Raw genomic sequence first — 18,141 nt, 5'->3', positions numbered from 1 at the left:
TACCTCAGAGCATCCGACAACGGCTCGCACTCTTCCACGTTTCGGCGGAGTGAATCCGATTGCGCGGTGGCCCTCTTATTGCATCTTCCACATTTGGCTGAGGTTTCGGGCGCAAGATCTCGCATAACGGCCCACAACGGCCACATACGTGCACATGGTGCCGTAACGTTTGCAGAATCTACATTGAAAAGAGAGGAGGGACCGTGATTCTTAGTAAGAAAGCACTCATAGTCATCGGCCTGGTTGCGGCCGCCTCGGGGGGGGCGTTTGTGCTCTATCATTTCGTCTCCGCTCCACCGGCGCCCGCGCTCCGCTTCACGACCGTGGAGCGGGGGGACATCCAGGCCCTCGTCTCGGCAACCGGGACCCTGCAGGCCGTGACAACCGTAAGCGTCGGCACTCAGGTCTCAGGGCAGATCTCCGCGCTGCTTGTCGACTTCAACGACCACGTCAAGAAGGGGCAACTCCTCGCCCGGATCGATCCCACCATCGCACAGCAGGGAGTGGCCGATGCCCAGGCGACCCTCGAGAAGGCACAGGCGGAGGAAAAGCAAGCTAACAGTGATCAGAATCGCAACCGCCAGCTTTCGTCCGACGGGCTCATCCCGGCGAACGCCCTCGAGCAGGGCGGATCGGTCCTGCAGGAGGCAGACGCCACGGTGAAATCGGCGAACGTCGCCCTGCAGCGAGCGAAGCAAAACCTCTCCTTCACCGCCATTTACTCGCCCATCGACGGTGTCATTGTCGAGCGGAACGTCAACAACGGCCAAACCGTCGCCGCCAGTCTCTCCGCCCCGCAGCTGTTTCTCATCGCGAACGATCTCTCCCGGATGCAGATCCTGGCGCTGGTTGGCGAGAGCGACATCGAACAGATCAAGGAAGGACAATCCGTCAACTTCACCGTCCAGGCATTGCCGGGGCAGACTTTCTCGGGCAGCGTAGAGCAGGTTCGTCTGCAGTCCGCTACGACAGACAACGTTGTGAATTACACGGTCATCGTCACGTTGGAGAATCCCGGAGGCAAGTTGCTCCCCGGAATGACGGCCCGCGTCGACTTCCTCGTAAAATCGGCCGGGAACGTCCTCAAGGTGCCGAATGCGGCCTTGCGCTACAAGCCGAGCGACGAGGTGCTCGCCCATTTCGGAACTCCACCGGCCTCCGGGGATGCACAAACGCCTACCGCGGCCAGAAACTCTGGTAGCGCCAACGGACCGCTCGCTCACAAGGGGGGGCAAGGGGGTGCGCAGGGAAACGGTAGCGGCACGCTGTACACCCTGGATGCCAAGGGCACGCTTCAGGTCGCGCGTGTGCGAACCGGCATCAGCGATGGCCTCTTCACCGAGCTCCAGGGACAGAACGTGACCGAAGGCATGAAGGTGATCGATGGAATCGCCTCCGCCTCCTCACAACCCCCGGCGTCGACGGCCAACCCGCTGGGTGGCGCTCAGCCGAGCGGACGCGGTCGACCCGGTGGCGGATTCTGAGGAGCGAGAGTGCCATGAATGCCATCGTCATCCAGACGGACAAGATCACCAAGACGTACGGGGCCGGGACCACCGAAGTGCTTGCGCTACGAGACGTGGACTTGAGCGTGACGCGAGGGGAACTGGTGGCGATCATGGGCACTTCGGGCTCCGGGAAGTCCACGCTAATGAACATGCTCGGATGCCTCGACACGCCGACGTCGGGATCCTATACGCTCGATGGCGTCCGCGTCGATGGACTCGGGAAGAACGACCTCGCCGCGCTTCGCAACCATAAGATTGGCTTCGTCTTTCAGGGATTTAACCTACTGGCACGGACGAGCGCCATTGAGAACGTTGAGCTGCCGATGCTCTACGACCGCACTGGCCGCAGCCGGGATACCCGCGCCCTCGCCGTGGCGGCGCTCGAACGCGTGGGGCTCGCGGGCCGGCTCGATCACCAGCCGAGCGAGCTGTCGGGCGGTCAGCAACAGCGGGTCGCCATCGCCCGGGCCCTCGTGACGGAGCCAGCCCTCGTCCTGGCCGACGAACCGACGGGCAACCTGGACACCCGCACGTCAATCGAGGTGATGGCGCTCTTCCAGCAACTGAACGCGCAGGGAATAACCATAGTCGTCGTCACGCACGAGCCCGACGTTGCCGCCTACGCCACCCGCATCGTTCAGATGCGGGACGGCCGGATCTGCGGGGACGCGGCCGTCACGCAGAGGCACGACGCGGCCCGCGACCTGGAAGCGCTGCACGTGGATGCGGCATGAAACTCTCTATCTTGATCCGTCTGGCCGTGCAAAGCATTCTCAAGAACCGAATGCGCGCTATGCTGACGATGCTGGGGATCATCATTGGCGTCGCCGCGGTGATCGTCATGGTCGCGGTCGGCTACGGGGCCCGGTCACGGATACACGACCAGATCAACAACCTCGGCACGAACATGATCGTCATCACGCCGGGGGCGAGTATCACCGGGGGCGTGAGCCAAGGCGCTCAGGCCTTCGCGACCCTGACCATCGCGGACGCCGAGAAGATCCGTAGCGAGTCGCAAATCGCGGTAGCGGTATCGCCGGTCCTCGTCACCCGCAGCCAGGTCATCGCGCCCGGAGGCAACTGGCGGACTTCGATCAATGGCGTCGACACTGACTACCAGGCGATCCGCAACTGGCAGACTGACTCTGGCGTGTTCTTCGGACCCGACGACGTTCGCGCGGCGCGCAGCGTGGCCGTGCTGGGGCGAACGGTCGCGCAACGCATCTTTCCAGGCAACGACGCCGTGGGCCAGGAGATCCAGATTGCGGCAGTCCGCTTCAAGGTGATGGGTGTGCTCGCGCCCAAGGGCCAAACCGCGAGCGGCAGCGATTCAGACGACGTGATCTTGATTCCATATACGACCGCGTCAACCCGTCTCACCGGGAAGCCGCGCATCCCGCAGATTCTGGCCAGCACGGCCTCCCCCGGCGATATTCCGGCCGCGCAAGACGAAGTCAGCACACTCCTTCGTGAGTCCCATCACATCACCAAAGGCGAAGACGATGACTTCACGGTCCGCAATCAGACCGATCTCGCTACCGCGGCGGAGAGTAGTACGCGCGTGATGACGCTGCTGATGGCAGCGATTGCATCGATCTCACTGCTCGTGGGCGGCATCGGCATCATGAACATCATGCTGGTGTCGGTCACGGAGCGGACGCGAGAGATTGGGATTCGCCTGGCCATCGGAGCTCGCGGCTCGGACGTCCTCACCCAGTTCCTGGTCGAGAGCATCGTGATGGGCATTTGCGGCGGGGTGGCCGGTCTCGTTGTCGGTTACACGAGTGCGAAGATTCTGGCGGAGTTCACGGGATGGGAGACGGTGATCTCGCCGGTGGTAATGATCGTCGCCGTGGGTTTCTCGGGTGCGGTGGGGGTCTTCTTTGGCTACTATCCGGCACAGAAAGCGGCGGCGCTGAATCCGATCGAAGCCTTGAGATACGAGTGACCCAGGCTCGCACGGCGCCTCGCGCCCTCCGGTTCGAACGGATGACGTCGTGGCGCGGCCGTTTGCAGATGTAGCGCCGCTGGCGGCCCCCTACCGCGTTCCTGCTGCTGTAGCCAGTCAGGACCGCCAGGTGCCGGCCTGCAGGTTCCGGCCTCGCCCCCTGAGGAAACTGGCCACGGAGGGGAAGCGCGAGGGGTTCATCCCTGCCGTCGTCAGGCCGCGCTGGACGGGGTCGGACTGGCTTTCGCGTTGGAAGAGCACGCCGCTGAACACGTCGCGCGCGGCCGGCTCGTGCGAGTACTCGAGGAGTGGTGCCCTCCGTTCGAGGGCTTCTTCCTCTATTACCCGAGCCGCCGTCACCAGCCGGCACCGCTTCAGGTACTGGTCGATGCGCTCCGAGTGTGATCAGCATGTGGCCGGCAACCGCAGCTAAGCCAACAACAGACGCCGGCCGCGTCGCCACAAGCGGCCATGGGACGGTCGCGAGGGTGGAAGTGTTTGTGGCTTGGGGCAGCGTCAAGAGGCATCTACCCGACCCGCTTTGAGCTTGCCCGCCTGAGCTCAATCCGTTCGTAGCTACGCTCTCGGCCGCTGACAAAGGTGAATGTGAGAGCGATCTGCCCCGGCTCCACAAAGTGGATCATGAATCCCTCGACGTGTGGCGCGCCCGGTAAAGGCAAATTGGTGATGTCGACGAAGGAGAATTCGATAGTGCCCTTCGCGTCATCGAACCGCGTGGCTTTGAGGCGTGGTTGATTCTGCGCAGCACAGAAGTGAGTCATGCGCAGGTCTTCGCCATCGAGATGGTACACACTGGTCATGAGTGTGGTGCCGTTCGCGGTCAGATTCTCCACAACGCTCGATCCTGCTCCGGTCAGGTAGTACGTGGCATTCATCTTCCCTTTGTCACTTCGCGCGCCCGACCATTCAACCGATCCCTCCCACTCCCCGGCCAGCGCGCGCAGGCGTTCGAACATCTTGGCGCCGCCTTGCACCTCTCCGTCCGCAACCCGGAGGAGGCTGAGACACGCGGCGGCGAGAAGGAAAGCCGCTCGTTTCATGATCACAGTCCCTCCAACCCTAGACCATTTGATTCCGAGTTTGTTAGTGTCTCATGTTCATGAGCGAGTCTTGCGTCCGCAAGAGTCTAGTTCCACTGACGTTCACATGTGCTGGTCGGTTCAGGACAAAAGGCGGACGCCTTCGGCCACCGCGTGGCTGGCGCAGCCCATATGACATTGTTTTACAAGCAGCCGGGAGCAGGGGCCCTTGTCATGTGGAAATGTGCGCCACGATGAGAGAGTGATCGAGCAAGACCCAATGGTTTGGACGGGTGCGTCGTTAAGTGACGGTTGGAAATTCTCTTGACCATGTGCATAGTGCGGTCAGAGGGCTAACGCCGTGAGTGTGGGGATTTCGAACGTGAAGGGGACCCGTATCAAGGAGCCTGAGAGATGGAAGTGAAGGTTGCGGAAGTGACAGCCGTGCTGTCGCGTACGCCGGAGACTCTTCGCGAGCTACTCGAGGGCCTCCCCGAGAGCTGGCTGACTGCGGACGAGGGCGCGGGCACTTTCAGCCCGCGCGACGTGGTGGGTCATCTAATCCATGGGGAGAGGACTGACTGGGTGCCTCGGATCAGGGTCATTCTGAGTGACGGCGAAGCAAAGACCTTCGTGCCCTTTGATCGGTTCGGGTTTCGGGAGGCCATTGAGAGCACTTCCACCAGCGCCCTCCTGGCGGAGTTCGCATCGCTTCGGACATCGAATCTCGCCTACTTGAGGGAAGTGTCCTTGAATGCCCCCCAGCTATCGCTCACGGGCCGGCACCCCGAACTTGGCATCGTGACGCTGGGACAGCTTCTTGCCACCTGGGTCGTGCATGACCTCAACCATATCGGTCAAGTGGTCCGCGTCATGAGCAAGAGATACGCCGGTGCGGTTGGACCCTGGAAGGCCTATCTGGGGATCCTCAATCGCTAAGTACGGCCAGCGGGCGGATTGCGTGGATCTCCAGGTCCGCCGGGTTCATGGCTGCTGGGCGAACAGGTTCGTCGTGGGCTAATTCAAAACGAGGATGGCCTTTCGCTCCTGAGAGTAGCGGGGGACAAATGCTCGGCGGGATGGAGCACCGTCATCATCGGACCGCGCGTGCTTTAAAAAAAGTGTAGCAGAACGTGCCGTCAGGCTCGGTCGCGCGGTAGAGGTCCGCGATCCCTTTCTCCCAGCCGTCGCTGTCCACAAGGCCCATGGAGAGCACGCGCTCACGAACTCCTTCCACCATTGCGATGAACGTCTTTCTTGAAAACCCTTCGACCAAATCTGGGCGGCTTGCATCCACGTAAACCATCCGCGGGGTAACCCCCACGTCGCGGAAGCCGGCTTCGAGCAGCAGCGGATAGAGGTGGCGGCCGATAAGGGGATCGCCGCCCAGCCGCGTCTGAGCCTCGATCAAACACTGGACCGCACGAGACGCCTCGCGTGTCTGTGGATGGGAGTACCAGGAGCCATGGTCGCCCTCGATCACCGTGATGGAGCCACCTGGGGTCAGCACGCGCATCAAGGAGCGCAGGGCCCGAACTGGGTCGAGCAGGTGCTCCAGCACAAAGCAGACGAAGAGGTGGTCGAAGGCGCCATCGAGGAAGGGAAGGTGAAAGATGTCCGCGTTCTGGAAGGAGACGTTTGCGTAACCAGTGTCCCGGATACGCCCGCGGGCTTGCCGGACGGCTCCAAGTGCGAGATCAAGAGAGACGATCCGGGCCCCGGGGCTCCCGCTGGCTAGGAAGACCGTCTGGGCGCCGGTGCCGCACCCGCATTCGAGAATGATGCTTCCCGCTGGGTATCGCGTGTCATGGTGAAGGAGGGAACCGAGTACGTTGGCCTGGTCGGCGAGCCGTAGGTTCTCACGGTCGGAGTATCCGTGGACGTAGTCGGAGTCGGACATGGGCCCGCCAGTCTGCCACAAGTGAGCATCAACATTGGCAGTGGAGGGTACAATCGTTCAACTTCATGAACGAGATGGATGCCCCAGGGGGCTTTCGGGGGAGAACCTCGAGTCGGCGGTGCCAGGACCAGGGCAGTGCTTTAGCGGACAGGGTCTCCTCGCCCGCTTGCTTGAGACCCCCCCTTCGGGCGCGCTCAGCTGCGTTTCAAGTTCAGCACACTGGGGAGGCGAATGAAACAGCATATGCCGGCCATAGCGGTGGGCTTGGTTGGGGTCGTGGTCACGTTCATCTCCATCGCTGCGATCGACGGGCAGTCGCGGCAGGAGAAGATCCTGGCCGACTTCGAGAAAGAGACCGGCTTGAAAGCGGTCCAGATCCCCAACACCGAGGGGTCGTGGCTCGGCAAGGCCCACCGCGGGTATCAGGTGCTTTACACGGCGAGAGCCGGAAATGTCTGGGGCCGGTACGCGGCGCGCCTGACGATGGCAGAAACCGGGAAAGAGGTGGGCGGCGTGCTCGGTTATCTAACCGGACAGAACAGGTCGGGCGTCGGCGGCGTGACCGGTAGTCCTCTCGATCGGCTGCTCTCGACGGTCATCGGCCAGCCACTCTCCGTGACCATGATCGTACGGCACGATAAGGGGCGCGCGCCCCGCCTGGACATACTGAGCGGTTGCTCTGTGATCCAGCCGGAGGAGAAGCTGCCGCAGCGGCAGAAGCTGGGCTCTAGGGGAGGCTTTCTCTGCGCGGCGGACGGAGATTTCGCGGCACGGATCGCCGGCAATGAGGTGCTCATGAAGCGCATGAAAGACATGCGCTGCCAATACATCAGGCTGGATGATGACGCGGTCTCCTTCTTCTGGGCGGGAAGCGAGACCGATTACAGCGGCATGATCAGGGACCATGGTGGCTACTACAAAATGATCAACTCCATAATGGACGATCTTGCCGACATCGCGGACGCGATTCCTGTCCTGCGGTAGATCGCGCCCAACGTCAGGGCATCATGGGCTCAGGAGTTGGGACCGCCCTTCCTTGGCTCGTGGCCGCCAGCGAATTGGGGGAGATCTCAAGCGTTGACCAAGCTGTCACTATGCGCTCCCCTCAGTGGGTACTAGACCCTCACTCCTGGCCACACATTCCATCGACGCCTCCTGCGGCTGCGGCCCAACGACGCAATCCTTAGTGGCCTCCTCCAGCTCCGCGTGCCGGACGGCGCTCCTATAAGAGGACGTTGTAGACAGCTGTGGCCACCGGACTCACAGACCAGCCCGGAGTAACCGCGATGGCCTTGATCGTGGTCGTCCCCAGGATATTGAGCAACATCGGCCCTGTGTACTTGGCGGAGGACGTTGTCGGCGTGCTCCCATCGGTCGTGTAGTAGATCGTCGCCCCTGGACTAGCGTCGGAGATGGACCATGTCAAGGCGAGGATATAGTTCCCGGGGGCCGGGTTGAATGTGGGTGTGGCCGTCTGCAGCGTGTATGTGGCGCTCGCCACATTGCTGTTGGCCATCCCCGCTGCCGAGGCCATCGCCTTGACCGTCTCACTCTTGTTAACGGAGATCGGGCCGCTGTAAGCGGGCGAGGAGGTGGTCGGAGTACTCCCGTCGGTCGTATAGTGGATGGTCGCTCCCGCCGTGCCGTCCGAGATCGTTACCGTCACCGTCGAGGCGTAGGTTCCGGTCCCCGGGCTAAGCGACGGCGTCGCCACGCGCTGCTGGATCGTGTAAGCGGCCGAGGCAACGTTGCTGTTGGCCATCCCGCTCGCGACCGCTATCGCATTGACTGTCGCGGTCTGGTTGAGGGTGACCGGGCTGCTGTAGGGCGTGGAAGCGGTCGTTGGCGTGGAGCCGTCGGTGGTGTAGTAGATAGTCGCTCCCGCTGTGCTGTCGGTCAGTGTCACCGTTACCGAGGAGAGGTAGGTTCCGCTCCCCGGGCTGAGCGACGGCGTCGCCACGCGCTGCTGGATCGTGTAGGTGGCAGAGGCGACGTTGCTGCTGGACATCCCGCTCGCGGCCGCTATGGCCTTGACCGTCGCGGACTGGCTGAGAGTAATCGGGCTGCTGTAGGGGGTGGAAGCGGTCGTCGGCGTGCTCCCATCGGTGGTGTAGAAGACTGTCGCACCGGACGTGCTCTCCGTGATCGTCACTGTCACCGACGAGACATAACTCCCGCCAGCCGGAGTGAGTGCGGGTGTCGCCGCTTGGATCGTGTAAGTGGCGCTCGCCACGCCGCTGTTGGCCATCCCGCTCGCCGCCGCCATGGCCTTGACCGTCGCGGACTGGCTGAGAGTAATCGGGCCGCTGTAAGGCGTGGAGGCCGTCGTTGGCGTGCTCCCATCGGTCGTGTAGTAGATGGTCGTGCCCGGCGTGCTGTCCGAGATTGTCACCGTCACGGATGAGGTGTGCAGGCCGCCGCCTGGGCTGAGAGCCGGTGTTGCCACCTGGATGGTGTAGGTTGCGTTCGCCACACTGCTATTGGTCATCCCACTCGCGGCGGCCATGGCCTTGACCGTCGCCGACTGGCTGAGGGTGATCGGACCGCTGTATGGGATGGAGGCGGTCGTCGGCGTAGAGCCGTCGGTCGTGTAGTAGATCGTCGCTCCCGCTGTGCCGTCCGAGATCGTCACCGTGACCGAGGAGGTGTAGGTCCCTCCGACCGGGCTGAGGGCCGGTGTCGCCACCTGCTGCTGGATCGTGTAGGTAGCGCTCGCGACGTTGCTGTTGGTCATCCCGCTCGCCGCCGCCATGGCCTTGACCGTCGCGGACTGGCTGAGAGTAATCGGGCTGCTGTAGGGGGTGGAAGCAGTCGTGGGCGTGCTGCCGTCGGTGGTGTAGTAGATCGTTGCTCCCGCCGTGCCGTCGGAGATCGTCACCGTGACCGACGATGTGTACGTCCCGGCGGCAGGGCTGATGGAGGGTGCCGCCACTTGCTGCTGGGAGATCGTGTAGGTGGCGCTGGCCACGGTGCTGTTGATCATGCCGCTCGCCGCCGCCATCGCGTTAACCGTGGCGGACTGGCTGAGGGTTATCGGGCCGTTGTAGGGGGTGGAGGCAGTCGTGGGCGTGGAGCCGTCGGTGGTGTAGTAGATCGTCGCTCCTGCCGTGCTGTCGGAGATCGTCACCGTGACCGAGGATGTGTACGTACCTCCGGCGGGGCTGATCGACGGTGCCGCCACTTGCGACTGGGAGATCGTGTAGGTAGCGCTGGCCACGGTGCTGTTGGTCATTCCGCTCGCCGCCGCCATCGCGTTAACCGTGGCGGACTGACTGAGGGTGATCGGGCTGCTGTAGCGGGTGGAGGCAGTCGTGGGCGTGGAGCCGTCGGTGGTGTAGTAGATCGTCGCTCCTGCCGTGCTGTCGGAGATCGTCACCGTGACTGACGACGTGTACGTGCCTCCGGCCGGGCTGAGCGACGGTGCCGCCACTTGCGACTGGGAGATCGTGTAGGCAGCACTGGCCACGCTGCTATTGGCCATCCCGCTCGCCACCGCCATGGCCTTGACGGTCGCGGTCTGGCTGAGGGTGATCGGGCTGCTGTAGGGGGTGGAGGCGGTCGTGGGCGTGGAGCCGTCGGTGGTGTAGTAGACCGTCGCTCCCGCCGTGCCCTCCGAGATCGTTACCGTGACCGACGAGGAGTACGTCCCGCCGGCCGGACTCAGAACTGGCGTGGCCGCGGTAGGACCGCCGCGGACGCCGAGTAGGATGGAGATGGTTCCAGAGTCGTAGTTAGTCACCACGAGGTCTGGGAGACCATCCCCGTTGAAGTCGCCCATTTCCGTGTTCACGGGACGGCCGCCCACGCCTACGTTCGCTGGCGCCTGGAAGGTGCCATCCCCATTGCCAAGGAGCACGGAGGAGAAAGTCGTGCCCAGGTTGTTTACGGCCAAGTCCGGCACACCATCGCCGTTAAAGTCCCCCGTACCGATCCAGACGGGATTGACGCTCACCGCGTAGGTCGGCCCGGCGCGGAACGTGCCGTCGCCGTTGCCCAGCAGCACCGAAACGTCGTTGGCGTGGTAGTTGGCGACGGCGAGGTCCAGCTTGCCGTCGCCATTGAAGTCCGCAATGGCCACAAAGCAAGCGCCCCAATCTGCGACGAAGGTCTGCTGCGGCCGAAAAGTTCCGTCGCCGTTGCCCAAGAGCACGGAGACCGTGTTTTGACCGAAATTGGACACGACCAAGTCCAGGAAACCATCGCCATTGAGGTCACGTGCGACTGGCGCGAAGGGACTGTTGCCCACCGTGTAGTTCACGGCCGCCTGGAAGGTTCCGTCGCCGTTGCCCAGCAACACCGAGATCGTGTTGGATCCACTATTGCTCACGACCAGGTCGGGCTTGCCGTCGCGATTGAGGTCGTACACGACAACCGACGACGGATTGGGACCCACCGCGTAGTTCACGGCCGGCTGCAAAGTCCCATCACCGTTGCCAAGCAGGACGGATACGTTGTTGGAGCCGTAGTTGGCCACGGTCACATCCAGCCTGCCGTCCCGGTTGAAATCGCCCACCGCTACGGAGTGCGCATTGGTGCCGGTGGCGAAGCTCAGCGGAGGCTGGAAGGACCCATCGCCGTTGCCGAGCAGCACGGAGACGTTGTTGGAATCATAGTTGGCCACCGCCAGATCCAGCTTGCCATCGCCGTTGAAATCGCCCTTGGCCACGGAGTGAGGACCTGTTCCGGCGGCGAAGCTCCGGCCCGCCGGGAAGGTTCCGTCGCCGTTGCCTAGAAAGATCGAGAAGGTGGTGGCGGCAGCATTCGCCACCGCCAGGTCCAGCCTGCCGTCCGCGTTGAAGTCCGCCACGGCAACGGATGCGGGATGGTCGCAGGGACCCAGGGTCCGCGCCGCCTGGAGGGTCCCGTCGCCGTTGCCCAGCAGCAGGGAGACGGTCGGGGAACCCTCGTTGGGAACCACGACATCCACCTTGCCATCGCCGTTAAAATCGCCCACGGCCACGCCGTAGGGAAACTGACCCGTCGCGAACATGCGCTCGGTCTGGAAGGTCCCGTCGCCGTTGCCTAGGAGCACGGAGACGCCGGTGGGGTCATAGTGGGCGACGGTCAGGTCTAGCTTGCCATCGCCGTTGAAGTCGGCCACGGCGACCGCCATCGGGCCAGGGCCCACGGTTGCGTTCAAGGCAGGCTGGAAGGTCCCGTCGCCGTTGCCCAGCAGCACGGAGACGGTCATGGAATTGTAGTTGACCACGGCCAGGTCCAGCTTGCCGTCGCCATTGAAATCGCGCGCGGCTACCGAGGTGGGCATATTGCCCACGGTGAGGGTCCTTGCCGGCTGGAAAGTTCCGTCGCCGTTGCCCAGCAGCAGCGATACGGTGCCGGAGCCCGAGTTGACCACCGCCAGGTCCAGCTTGGAATCGCCGTTGAAGTCGCCCACGACCAAAGAGCGAGGATTCACACCCACGGTGATCGTCTGCGCCGCTTGGAGGGTCCCATCGCCGTTGCCCAGCAACACCGACACGGTGCCCGCGCCATAGTTGGCAGAGGCGACATCCAGCTTGCCGTCGCCGTTGAAGTCGCCCACGACCACAGCGAAGGGGTTCGTGCCGACCGCGAAGCTCAGCGCCGGCCGGAAGCTTCCGTCGCCGTTGCTCAGTGCCACCGAGACCGTGCTAGAACCGTAGTCCGCCGTGGCCACGTCCAACTTGCCGTCGCCGTTGAAGTCGCCCACGGTGACGCCGAAGGTGTTGGTCCCGACAAGAAAGTCCCTGGGAGCACTGAACAATCCAGTCGGGGAGGGCGTGCCCGTCGGCGCTGTCTGGGATGGCGCGTTGGATGGCAGCGCTACGAGGAAGAACAGCGTCGCGGCGGCGAGCAGCGACGAACTCGCTGAGTTTCTAGTCATAGGCTCACTTTGAGCTTCCTGACCTCGAGTCAGGGGCTTCCTTTTCATGTCTGCGTGAAGGGACCATTAAAGAGGTGGCACTCACGGTCGCTTACAAAGTTATGGAAAACCATAAGCTGCGACAATTGGGGGGAGCCGGAAAGTGGTGTGGGAGAAACCCCCAGAGTGGCCTCGGCGAGCCCCGGACCGAGCTTTCAGGGGTGGCCAACGACGAAGATCCCACGCTCCGGGAGGTTCACGATCGCCTACCCAAAGTGAGCGAGGGTTGGGTAGAGCTGAGGGGAGGCCTTGGAAGTCAATTTTGTAACGCATTCTTATGGAAGGAGTTAGCAGAAGAAGCTTGCGTCAACATTGCGGAAGGCGTGTCGGGGGAGCCAGGGAGTAAACTTCAACCCCAGGTTTCTTCCGGAGAGAGCGGGGGGTAGGTGGAGCAAGTAGGGGGGGGAGCGCCCGCACCAGAAAGCGCTGAGTTCGTCCTCGAAAAGAGCCAGCGCCTGTCCGCCTCGCTCATCTGGCGTGCGCAGCGCGATTTCTACGATCGGAGGGGCGAGCAGGCCTGGTTGTCGGACCGGATCCCTTCCTACGCCACGAGCAACGCCTTAATTGCCAAGTCCTACGCCCGCGTCGTCTCGGGTTTTCTACGGGACTGTGCAAGGGCTTCGCCGCCCCTCGGCCCCCTGGACCCCCAAGCACCGCTTTACATCCTCGAGATTGCGGCGGGGTCCGGCCAGTTTGGCTTCCTGTTCCTAAAAAAGCTGCTGGCCCTCCAGCGCGAGCTGCCCGCCCTGGCCCACTTCTCCTTCCGTTACGTCATGACCGACCTCGCGCCCGCCAATGTGGACGCTTGGCGGTCCCGTGACGTTTTCAAGCCCTTCTTGGAAGCGGGAGTACTGGATTTCGCGACCTTCGATCTCGAGCGGGACCAGACAATCACCCTGGTGCATTCAGGAGAGACGCTCTCCGCAGACACCCTCCACAATCCCCTGGCTCTGATCGCCAACTATGTTTTCGATAGCACGGCCCAGGACGTCTTCTGGGTCTCGGAGGGAGAGCTCAAAGAAGGTTTGGTCACGACAACGTCGAGCCGGCGGGAGGAGACGGCCTTGGATCCGGAGGTGTTGAAACGGGTCACCACCCGCTACGAGCAGAGGCCCGTGGGGGAGGAGTACTACGAGGACGAAGCCATGAACCGCGTCCTCGCCGCCTATCGAACCAGACTGGGCAATACATCGTTCCTGTTCCCGATCGGGGCCCTCAAAGGCATCCGTAACCTCATACGCTTTTCGGGTGGGCGTCTGCTGCTGCTCTCCGGGGACAAGGGCCATACCCATGAGGATGAGCTCAACGGCCGTGGCGACCCCCAAATGACCCTTCACAGCGCCGCTTTCTCGATGATGGTGAACTACCACGCTATTGGTCTCTATTTTCGTGAGCGGGGCGGCCTGGCTCTGCACTCCTCCTCCCGGGACAAGCGCCTCAAGGTGTCCGCCTTTCTAATGGGGGCGCCCGATTCGCTGTTTGGGGAGACGCAGTCGGCATTCCACGAAGCCGTCGACGGCTTCGGCGCCTGCGAGTACTGCGCCCTCGCCGCCGGCATCCGCAAAGAGCTCCCCGCGCCTTCCCTGGACGTGCTCCTCGCCCTCTTCAAGCTCGGAGAGTGGGACCCCTACCTGATCTACCACTTCGCGGGGCCCCTGGCCGACCAGGCTAAGACAGCCTCGGAAGCCGCGCGTCGGGAGTTGGTCAAGGCGCTCCGGCAAGCCTGGGATCTCTTCTATCCTATGGACAAGGACTTACCCTTCGAGATGGGACGGATCTACGCCGGCCTGGACCGGCACCTAGATGCGCTCCGCTTCTACCTGGAGTCTGTGAAGCTGTACAAAGACCACCCCGCGACCCTCTTCAACGCCGGGCTCTGCCTGTACAGCTTGCACCGGCCTCAGGAAGCTTTGACACTTCTGGAACAGGCCCTCGAGCTACGAGAGGGCTACGCCCCGGCCGAGGAGTGGAGGGCCCGCATTCAGAGCGAGTTGGCCGCGCGCTAATTTCTCCCTAGGAGCCTCCCGCCGCTGCTCAGGGACCCGTTGCTGAGCCCCGGGCCGCCCGCGAGCCAAGACCCTGGACCTTATTCTTTCGGCGGGATGCGGCTGATATCGCGAAGTCTCTCCGCGAGCGCCATCTTGTCGAGGGACTCCAAGGGAAGGCTCGTGAAGAGCTGGATCCTTGCGTCGAGCTCGTGGAGTGCCCGGTTGAAGGCTCGAAGCCGCGTCTCCTTAGGGCCATCGATGACGGCAGGGTCGTCGACACCCCAATGGGCCGTCATCGGCTGCCCGGGCCAGTGTGGGCACCGCTCCTGGGCGGCGTTCCCGCACACGGTGAACACGAAGTCGAGGGCCGGCGCACCCGGTCCCGAGAACTCGTTCCAGCTCTTGCTCCGGACACCATGCGTCGGAAGGTGGGCGCGCTCGAGGATCTCCAGGGTCAGGGGGTGAACCTCGCCCTTGGGTTGGCTCCCCGCGCTGAAGGCTCGGAAACGGCTGTGGCCCCGACGGTTCAAGAGCACCTCGGCCATGATGCTGCGGGCCGAGTTCCCCGTGCAGAGGAAAAGGACGTTGTGGACGGTCATGGCCGCTCCCTATTCGAAGGCTATTTGCATGACTGGGGCCCGCGAATCCTTATTAGCCGCGAAAGGTCCTTCCGCAGGACCGACCGTCTGCCGAAAGAACGCATCAGCGCCCGGAGGTGTCGCTCACAGTCAGGATCGCCTTGGCGCGCGAGCCGGTAGTAGACCCAGCTACCCTCGCGGCGGTGTTCCACCACGCCCGCCGCCCGCAGGGTGCCCAGGTGGCGGGACACGCTCGGCTGCGCCAACCGAAGGGCCTCCTCAAGGTGACAGACGCAGAGCTCGCCATGAGAAAGGAGGGCAACGATTCGGAGCCGTGTCTCCTCGCCCAAGGACTTGAACAGCCGAGCAAGAGGCCCCACCTCGACTGACATATGGAAATACGTATATGCGAATGCCCGTCTTAACGCAACCACGCTGCCCGCGGTCGGCGAAGACACAAGACCAGGGCGGGCGTCTCCATGGCGAGGCTACAGGCAGAGAGCTGCCGTTGCCCTCGCGGAGGGACTCGGGTTCTCAGCGGCGTCTTCCCGGCGAGCAACTCCTCAAGCTCGACGGGCTGCACCCGACGCTCACCCGGTCTGATCCGCCTCCGTGGGCCTATCTGGGAGCGCCGTCTCCCCTCGGCCGGCGAGGCCGAAGTATGCGGCGAGGGCGCAGACCCCGGAGATGGCGCCGCAAGTGGCGAGCGGCAGCGTGAGCGAGTCCCTGAGCAACCACGTGCCCATCGCTGCTCCCCCGATGGTGGCGGCAACAGATGCGATTCGCCTCGACGAGCCTGCATTGCTTCCCCCGGCCAGGGTGGAGTCCGCGGCGAGAGCGGCGAGGGTGAGGGTCAATACGGTTGTGGTGAGGTCGGGCACCCCGAGCTTGCGGACAGTGGCGTTTCGGATCCCCATGGCCAGACCGGTTAGGACGATGATCATGTAGAGGCGGACCGGCTCGCCGGAGACGCTCTTCCCGTGGCCGAGGGCGACGGCCATGCCCGCAAAAAGCAGTGCCGCCTCCGTTCCAAACGCCACGCCGGTCCAGCGAGAGCGGGGGCCTGCGCTCATCCCGGTAGCCAATCGCCCGCCGAGGACGGCGCCGACAAGGAAAGCGCCCAACGCGGCACCCGAGCGGACGACGGACAGCCCTTGTGCGCTGGCGATGGCGAATCCCAATAAGGCGACATTCCCGGTCATGTTCGCGGTAAAGACGTGCCCGAGGCCGAGATAACTCGTGGCATCGATGACGCCGGTGACGGCGGTGAGGCCGAGAAGAACGAATGTTAGGACTGGCGGCGGGGAGCTGGATGTGGAAGCCATAGTACCCCTGTTTCAGAAGACAAGGCGGACCCACGCGCGGAGGGAGGTGACGGGTAAACCCGGTCCGGGCTAGAGCATGCGGCCCACTGTGTGGCCCTCTTGGGGAGCGGGCATGGTCCCGGTGGATCGATCTCGAAGGGCTGAGGCGGACGGTCTAGCGGCGAGCGGCTACATTACGGAGGCCGCCGAGCCGCCCAGAGCGCCTGGTCGAGGATCAGATCGACGTGGGCGGCCCTCATTTGTCAAGGATCGCCTCAGCATCAATCGTAATCGCCACCTCGTCGCCGACCACAACCCCGCCCAGATCGAGGGCACTGTTCCATCTCACGTCGAAGTCCTGACGGTTGATGCGGGTCGTGGCGAGAAACCCCGCGCGGCTCTTGGGTCCCTTGTCGACGCCGTCCTCCCACCAAGGTGTCTGCCACTGCCCAAGATAGTGAACATCCAGACCCACGGCTTTTGTGACCCCGCGGATTGTCAGCTCACCAAGGACCAGGGCCTCATTGCGGCCGCGGAGACGGATGTCGCTCCCGCGAAAAGTAATCTGGGGAAAACGTTCCACATCCAGGAAGTCGGGACTTCTCAAGTGGGCATCGCGAGCGGGTTCGCCCGTCCACAGCTCGCGCGCCTCTATAGTGGCCTCGACGCGCGACGAGGTGGGGAGGTCCGGGTCGAAGTCCAGGGTGCCGTGCACATTCTTGAAGTGGCCGCGAACGTGAGTGACCATCATATGCCTCACGCAGAACTCAGCCGCCGTGTGTCCGGGCTCAAATGTCCATCGCTTCATGATGCCTCCTCGCCAGCATGAGTCGCGTTCGATGACTAGGCGGAACGAGCGGGTCCCAACCCTTCCGTGATTCTGGGTGCCGGGGCACCGGAGAGGGGACGCCCCGCGCGGAGCACGACGCGGTCACGAAACCGATAGACACAGTCGACCGGGAGGAAACCCGCGTCTTCGAGCTCTTGGACGAGCTCGCGGAAGTCCAGTCGGCGGACGGGGTCGCGCGCGCCCCCCCGAGCCCAGGGTGCGGCCAAGGTCTCGATATCGTAGAAGGGCGCGCCTGGCTGCAGCAGCTCGCGCACATCAGCCAACGCGGCCCGAAGCCAACGCCGCCCGTCCTCTAGGGTCCCGCCACCCAGCTCCATGGTGGGCATGAGGACGCTCCCGGCCATGACTAGGGTGGCCTCACCCTTGGGAAGAGCGTGGTCAACGCCTAGAGCCGCCCGCACCACGCGCAGTTCGGAGGCCGGCATGGCCTCGCGGAGTCGCTCCTCCGCCCGCGCCAGCTTGTCGGGGTTGGGCTCGATGAGCGTGATGTGACCGACCCGGGGATAGGCCCGGCCGACGAGGAGTGCCAGCTTGCCCGTGCCGGCTCCCACGTCGACGAGATGGTCAGCCCTGTCCAGGGGGGGAATCGCAATCACCGTCTCCCGATAATGCTCCGGTTCGCGCTCCGGGCCCGCGGTCCAAGTGGTGTCGTGCAGATCGTACCAGTCGGGGTGGTCCCAGGGCTCTTTCATGCCCAGCAAGGCTAGGTGGCCCAGGCCTTCGCGTCAACCCGCACCCCCACCGAGCCGGAAGGGCTCCCGAGGGAGGAGTCGCCGGAGTGTTCAGGCGGCGACCCGGTCGCGCGCGTTGGTTTTCCCCGTCCGGCATCACGGGCCGGGTCCGATCACGCAAAGCCGCTCGCGTGCTGTCACTGCCGCCCCGCTTCCAGAAAGTGGCACCGGGATTCCCAGGAGTGCACACTCAGAGTAGATGCACGCAGACCCGGAGATCCCAAGTTGCGCTAGAGGTTGAGTAAGCCCCTCCGACGGCGGCCGGCACGCTACGTGCTTGTAATGCCCAATCTTGTAGCGAGGCCGCCCCTTACCTTAGCCCCCGATGAGGACGTCCCCGGCGAGAAGCGGCAAGCCGGTCCTTCCCTGGGTTGGGGCGGGGGCCCCCGGGG

The 18,141-nt window shown here is 63.8% G+C and carries 14 protein-coding genes and 1 pseudogene; 7 read left to right on the top strand and 8 right to left on the bottom strand.

From position 1 onward, the window contains the following. Positions 1–323 precede the first annotated feature (323 nt). From VN461_08375 to VN461_08360, 4 genes and pseudogenes are all read left to right on the top strand, one after another. Positions 324–1,484: an efflux RND transporter periplasmic adaptor subunit gene (locus tag VN461_08375; GenBank protein ID HXB54782.1), complete on the top strand. Its 1,161-nt coding sequence runs from the start codon at positions 324–326 to the stop codon at positions 1,482–1,484. A 14-nt stretch (positions 1,485–1,498) separates the two neighbouring features. After that, entirely contained in the window at positions 1,499–2,242 is a 744-nt protein-coding gene (locus VN461_08370; GenBank protein HXB54781.1) for an ABC transporter ATP-binding protein, read from the top strand. Then, a complete protein-coding gene (locus VN461_08365; protein ID HXB54780.1) occupies positions 2,239–3,456 on the top strand; it encodes an ABC transporter permease in 1,218 nt (405 codons plus the stop codon). The genes VN461_08370 and VN461_08365 overlap by 4 nt, the downstream gene beginning before the upstream one ends. Positions 3,457–3,669: 213 nt before the next feature. Then, a pseudogene (locus VN461_08360) lies at positions 3,670–3,861 on the top strand (LysR substrate-binding domain-containing protein). A 122-nt stretch (positions 3,862–3,983) separates the two neighbouring features. Here VN461_08360 and VN461_08355 read toward each other — a convergent pair. Continuing rightward, the gene (locus VN461_08355; protein HXB54779.1) at positions 3,984–4,517 is read right to left on the bottom strand and encodes a hypothetical protein; all 534 of its coding nucleotides are present in this window, start codon (positions 4,515–4,517) and stop codon (positions 3,984–3,986) included. A gap of 393 nt (positions 4,518–4,910) precedes the next feature. Between VN461_08355 and VN461_08350 the strand changes: the two genes are divergently transcribed. Further along, on the top strand, positions 4,911–5,435 hold the full coding sequence (locus tag VN461_08350) for a DinB family protein (GenBank protein HXB54778.1): 525 nt from the start codon (positions 4,911–4,913) through the stop codon (positions 5,433–5,435). Between the two features lie 154 nt (positions 5,436–5,589). Here VN461_08350 and VN461_08345 read toward each other — a convergent pair whose 3' ends face one another. Then, positions 5,590–6,396 (bottom strand): methyltransferase domain-containing protein, encoded by an 807-nt coding sequence (locus tag VN461_08345; protein HXB54777.1) that lies wholly within the window; start codon positions 6,394–6,396, stop codon positions 5,590–5,592. A 231-nt stretch (positions 6,397–6,627) separates the two neighbouring features. Here VN461_08345 and VN461_08340 point away from each other — a divergent pair, with 231 nt between their 5' ends. After that, positions 6,628–7,380 (top strand): hypothetical protein, encoded by a 753-nt coding sequence (locus VN461_08340; protein HXB54776.1) that lies wholly within the window; start codon positions 6,628–6,630, stop codon positions 7,378–7,380. Between the two features lie 238 nt (positions 7,381–7,618). On the opposite strand, the gene VN461_08335 is transcribed toward VN461_08340, so the two are convergent. Continuing rightward, a complete protein-coding gene (locus tag VN461_08335; protein HXB54775.1) occupies positions 7,619–12,259 on the bottom strand; it encodes a chitobiase/beta-hexosaminidase C-terminal domain-containing protein in 4,641 nt (1,546 codons plus the stop codon). Positions 12,260–12,684: 425 nt separating this feature from the next. Here VN461_08335 and VN461_08330 point away from each other — a divergent pair, with 425 nt between their 5' ends. Further along, entirely contained in the window at positions 12,685–14,304 is a 1,620-nt protein-coding gene (locus tag VN461_08330) for a tetratricopeptide repeat protein (GenBank protein HXB54774.1), read from the top strand. 80 nt (positions 14,305–14,384) lie between these two features. On the opposite strand, the gene VN461_08325 is transcribed toward VN461_08330, so the two are convergent. The 5 genes from VN461_08325 to VN461_08305 form a co-directional block, all read right to left on the bottom strand. Continuing rightward, positions 14,385–14,885 (bottom strand): arsenate reductase ArsC, encoded by a 501-nt coding sequence (locus tag VN461_08325; protein ID HXB54773.1) that lies wholly within the window; start codon positions 14,883–14,885, stop codon positions 14,385–14,387. A gap of 20 nt (positions 14,886–14,905) precedes the next feature. After that, the gene (locus VN461_08320; GenBank protein HXB54772.1) at positions 14,906–15,256 is read right to left on the bottom strand and encodes a metalloregulator ArsR/SmtB family transcription factor; all 351 of its coding nucleotides are present in this window, start codon (positions 15,254–15,256) and stop codon (positions 14,906–14,908) included. 198 nt (positions 15,257–15,454) lie between these two features. Next, a complete protein-coding gene (locus VN461_08315; GenBank protein HXB54771.1) occupies positions 15,455–16,189 on the bottom strand; it encodes a YoaK family protein in 735 nt (244 codons plus the stop codon). Between the two features lie 235 nt (positions 16,190–16,424). After that, positions 16,425–16,976, bottom strand: a complete 552-nt coding sequence (locus tag VN461_08310; protein HXB54770.1) for a YceI family protein — start codon at positions 16,974–16,976, stop codon at positions 16,425–16,427. Between the two features lie 35 nt (positions 16,977–17,011). Next, the gene (locus VN461_08305) at positions 17,012–17,710 is read right to left on the bottom strand and encodes a hypothetical protein (protein HXB54769.1); all 699 of its coding nucleotides are present in this window, start codon (positions 17,708–17,710) and stop codon (positions 17,012–17,014) included. Positions 17,711–18,141 lie beyond the last annotated feature (431 nt).

The sequence above is a fragment of the Vicinamibacteria bacterium genome, from assembly GCA_035570235.1.
Classification (GTDB): domain Bacteria; phylum Acidobacteriota; class Vicinamibacteria; order Fen-336; family Fen-336; genus DATMML01.
The sequence above is the reverse complement of the archived record's forward strand: the minus strand, read 5'-3'. Positions and strand labels throughout refer to the sequence as shown.

Excerpts from the sequence above, each read along its gene's own strand:
- VN461_08370 (HXB54781.1), top strand. The coding sequence starts at position 1,499 with ATGAATGCCATCGTCATCCAGACGGACAAGATCACCAAGACGTACGGG.
- VN461_08365 (HXB54780.1), top strand. The coding sequence starts at position 2,239 with ATGAAACTCTCTATCTTGATCCGTCTGGCCGTGCAAAGCATTCTCAAG.
- VN461_08355 (HXB54779.1), bottom strand. The coding sequence starts at position 4,517 with ATGAAACGAGCGGCTTTCCTTCTCGCCGCCGCGTGTCTCAGCCTCCTC.
- VN461_08350 (HXB54778.1), top strand. The coding sequence starts at position 4,911 with ATGGAAGTGAAGGTTGCGGAAGTGACAGCCGTGCTGTCGCGTACGCCG.
- VN461_08345 (HXB54777.1), bottom strand. The coding sequence starts at position 6,396 with ATGTCCGACTCCGACTACGTCCACGGATACTCCGACCGTGAGAACCTA.
- VN461_08340 (HXB54776.1), top strand. The coding sequence starts at position 6,628 with ATGAAACAGCATATGCCGGCCATAGCGGTGGGCTTGGTTGGGGTCGTG.
- VN461_08335 (HXB54775.1), bottom strand. The coding sequence starts at position 12,259 with ATGACTAGAAACTCAGCGAGTTCGTCGCTGCTCGCCGCCGCGACGCTG.
- VN461_08325 (HXB54773.1), bottom strand. The coding sequence starts at position 14,885 with ATGACCGTCCACAACGTCCTTTTCCTCTGCACGGGGAACTCGGCCCGC.
- VN461_08320 (HXB54772.1), bottom strand. The coding sequence starts at position 15,256 with ATGTCAGTCGAGGTGGGGCCTCTTGCTCGGCTGTTCAAGTCCTTGGGC.
- VN461_08315 (HXB54771.1), bottom strand. The coding sequence starts at position 16,189 with ATGGCTTCCACATCCAGCTCCCCGCCGCCAGTCCTAACATTCGTTCTT.
- VN461_08310 (HXB54770.1), bottom strand. The coding sequence starts at position 16,976 with ATGAAGCGATGGACATTTGAGCCCGGACACACGGCGGCTGAGTTCTGC.
- VN461_08305 (HXB54769.1), bottom strand. The coding sequence starts at position 17,710 with ATGAAAGAGCCCTGGGACCACCCCGACTGGTACGATCTGCACGACACC.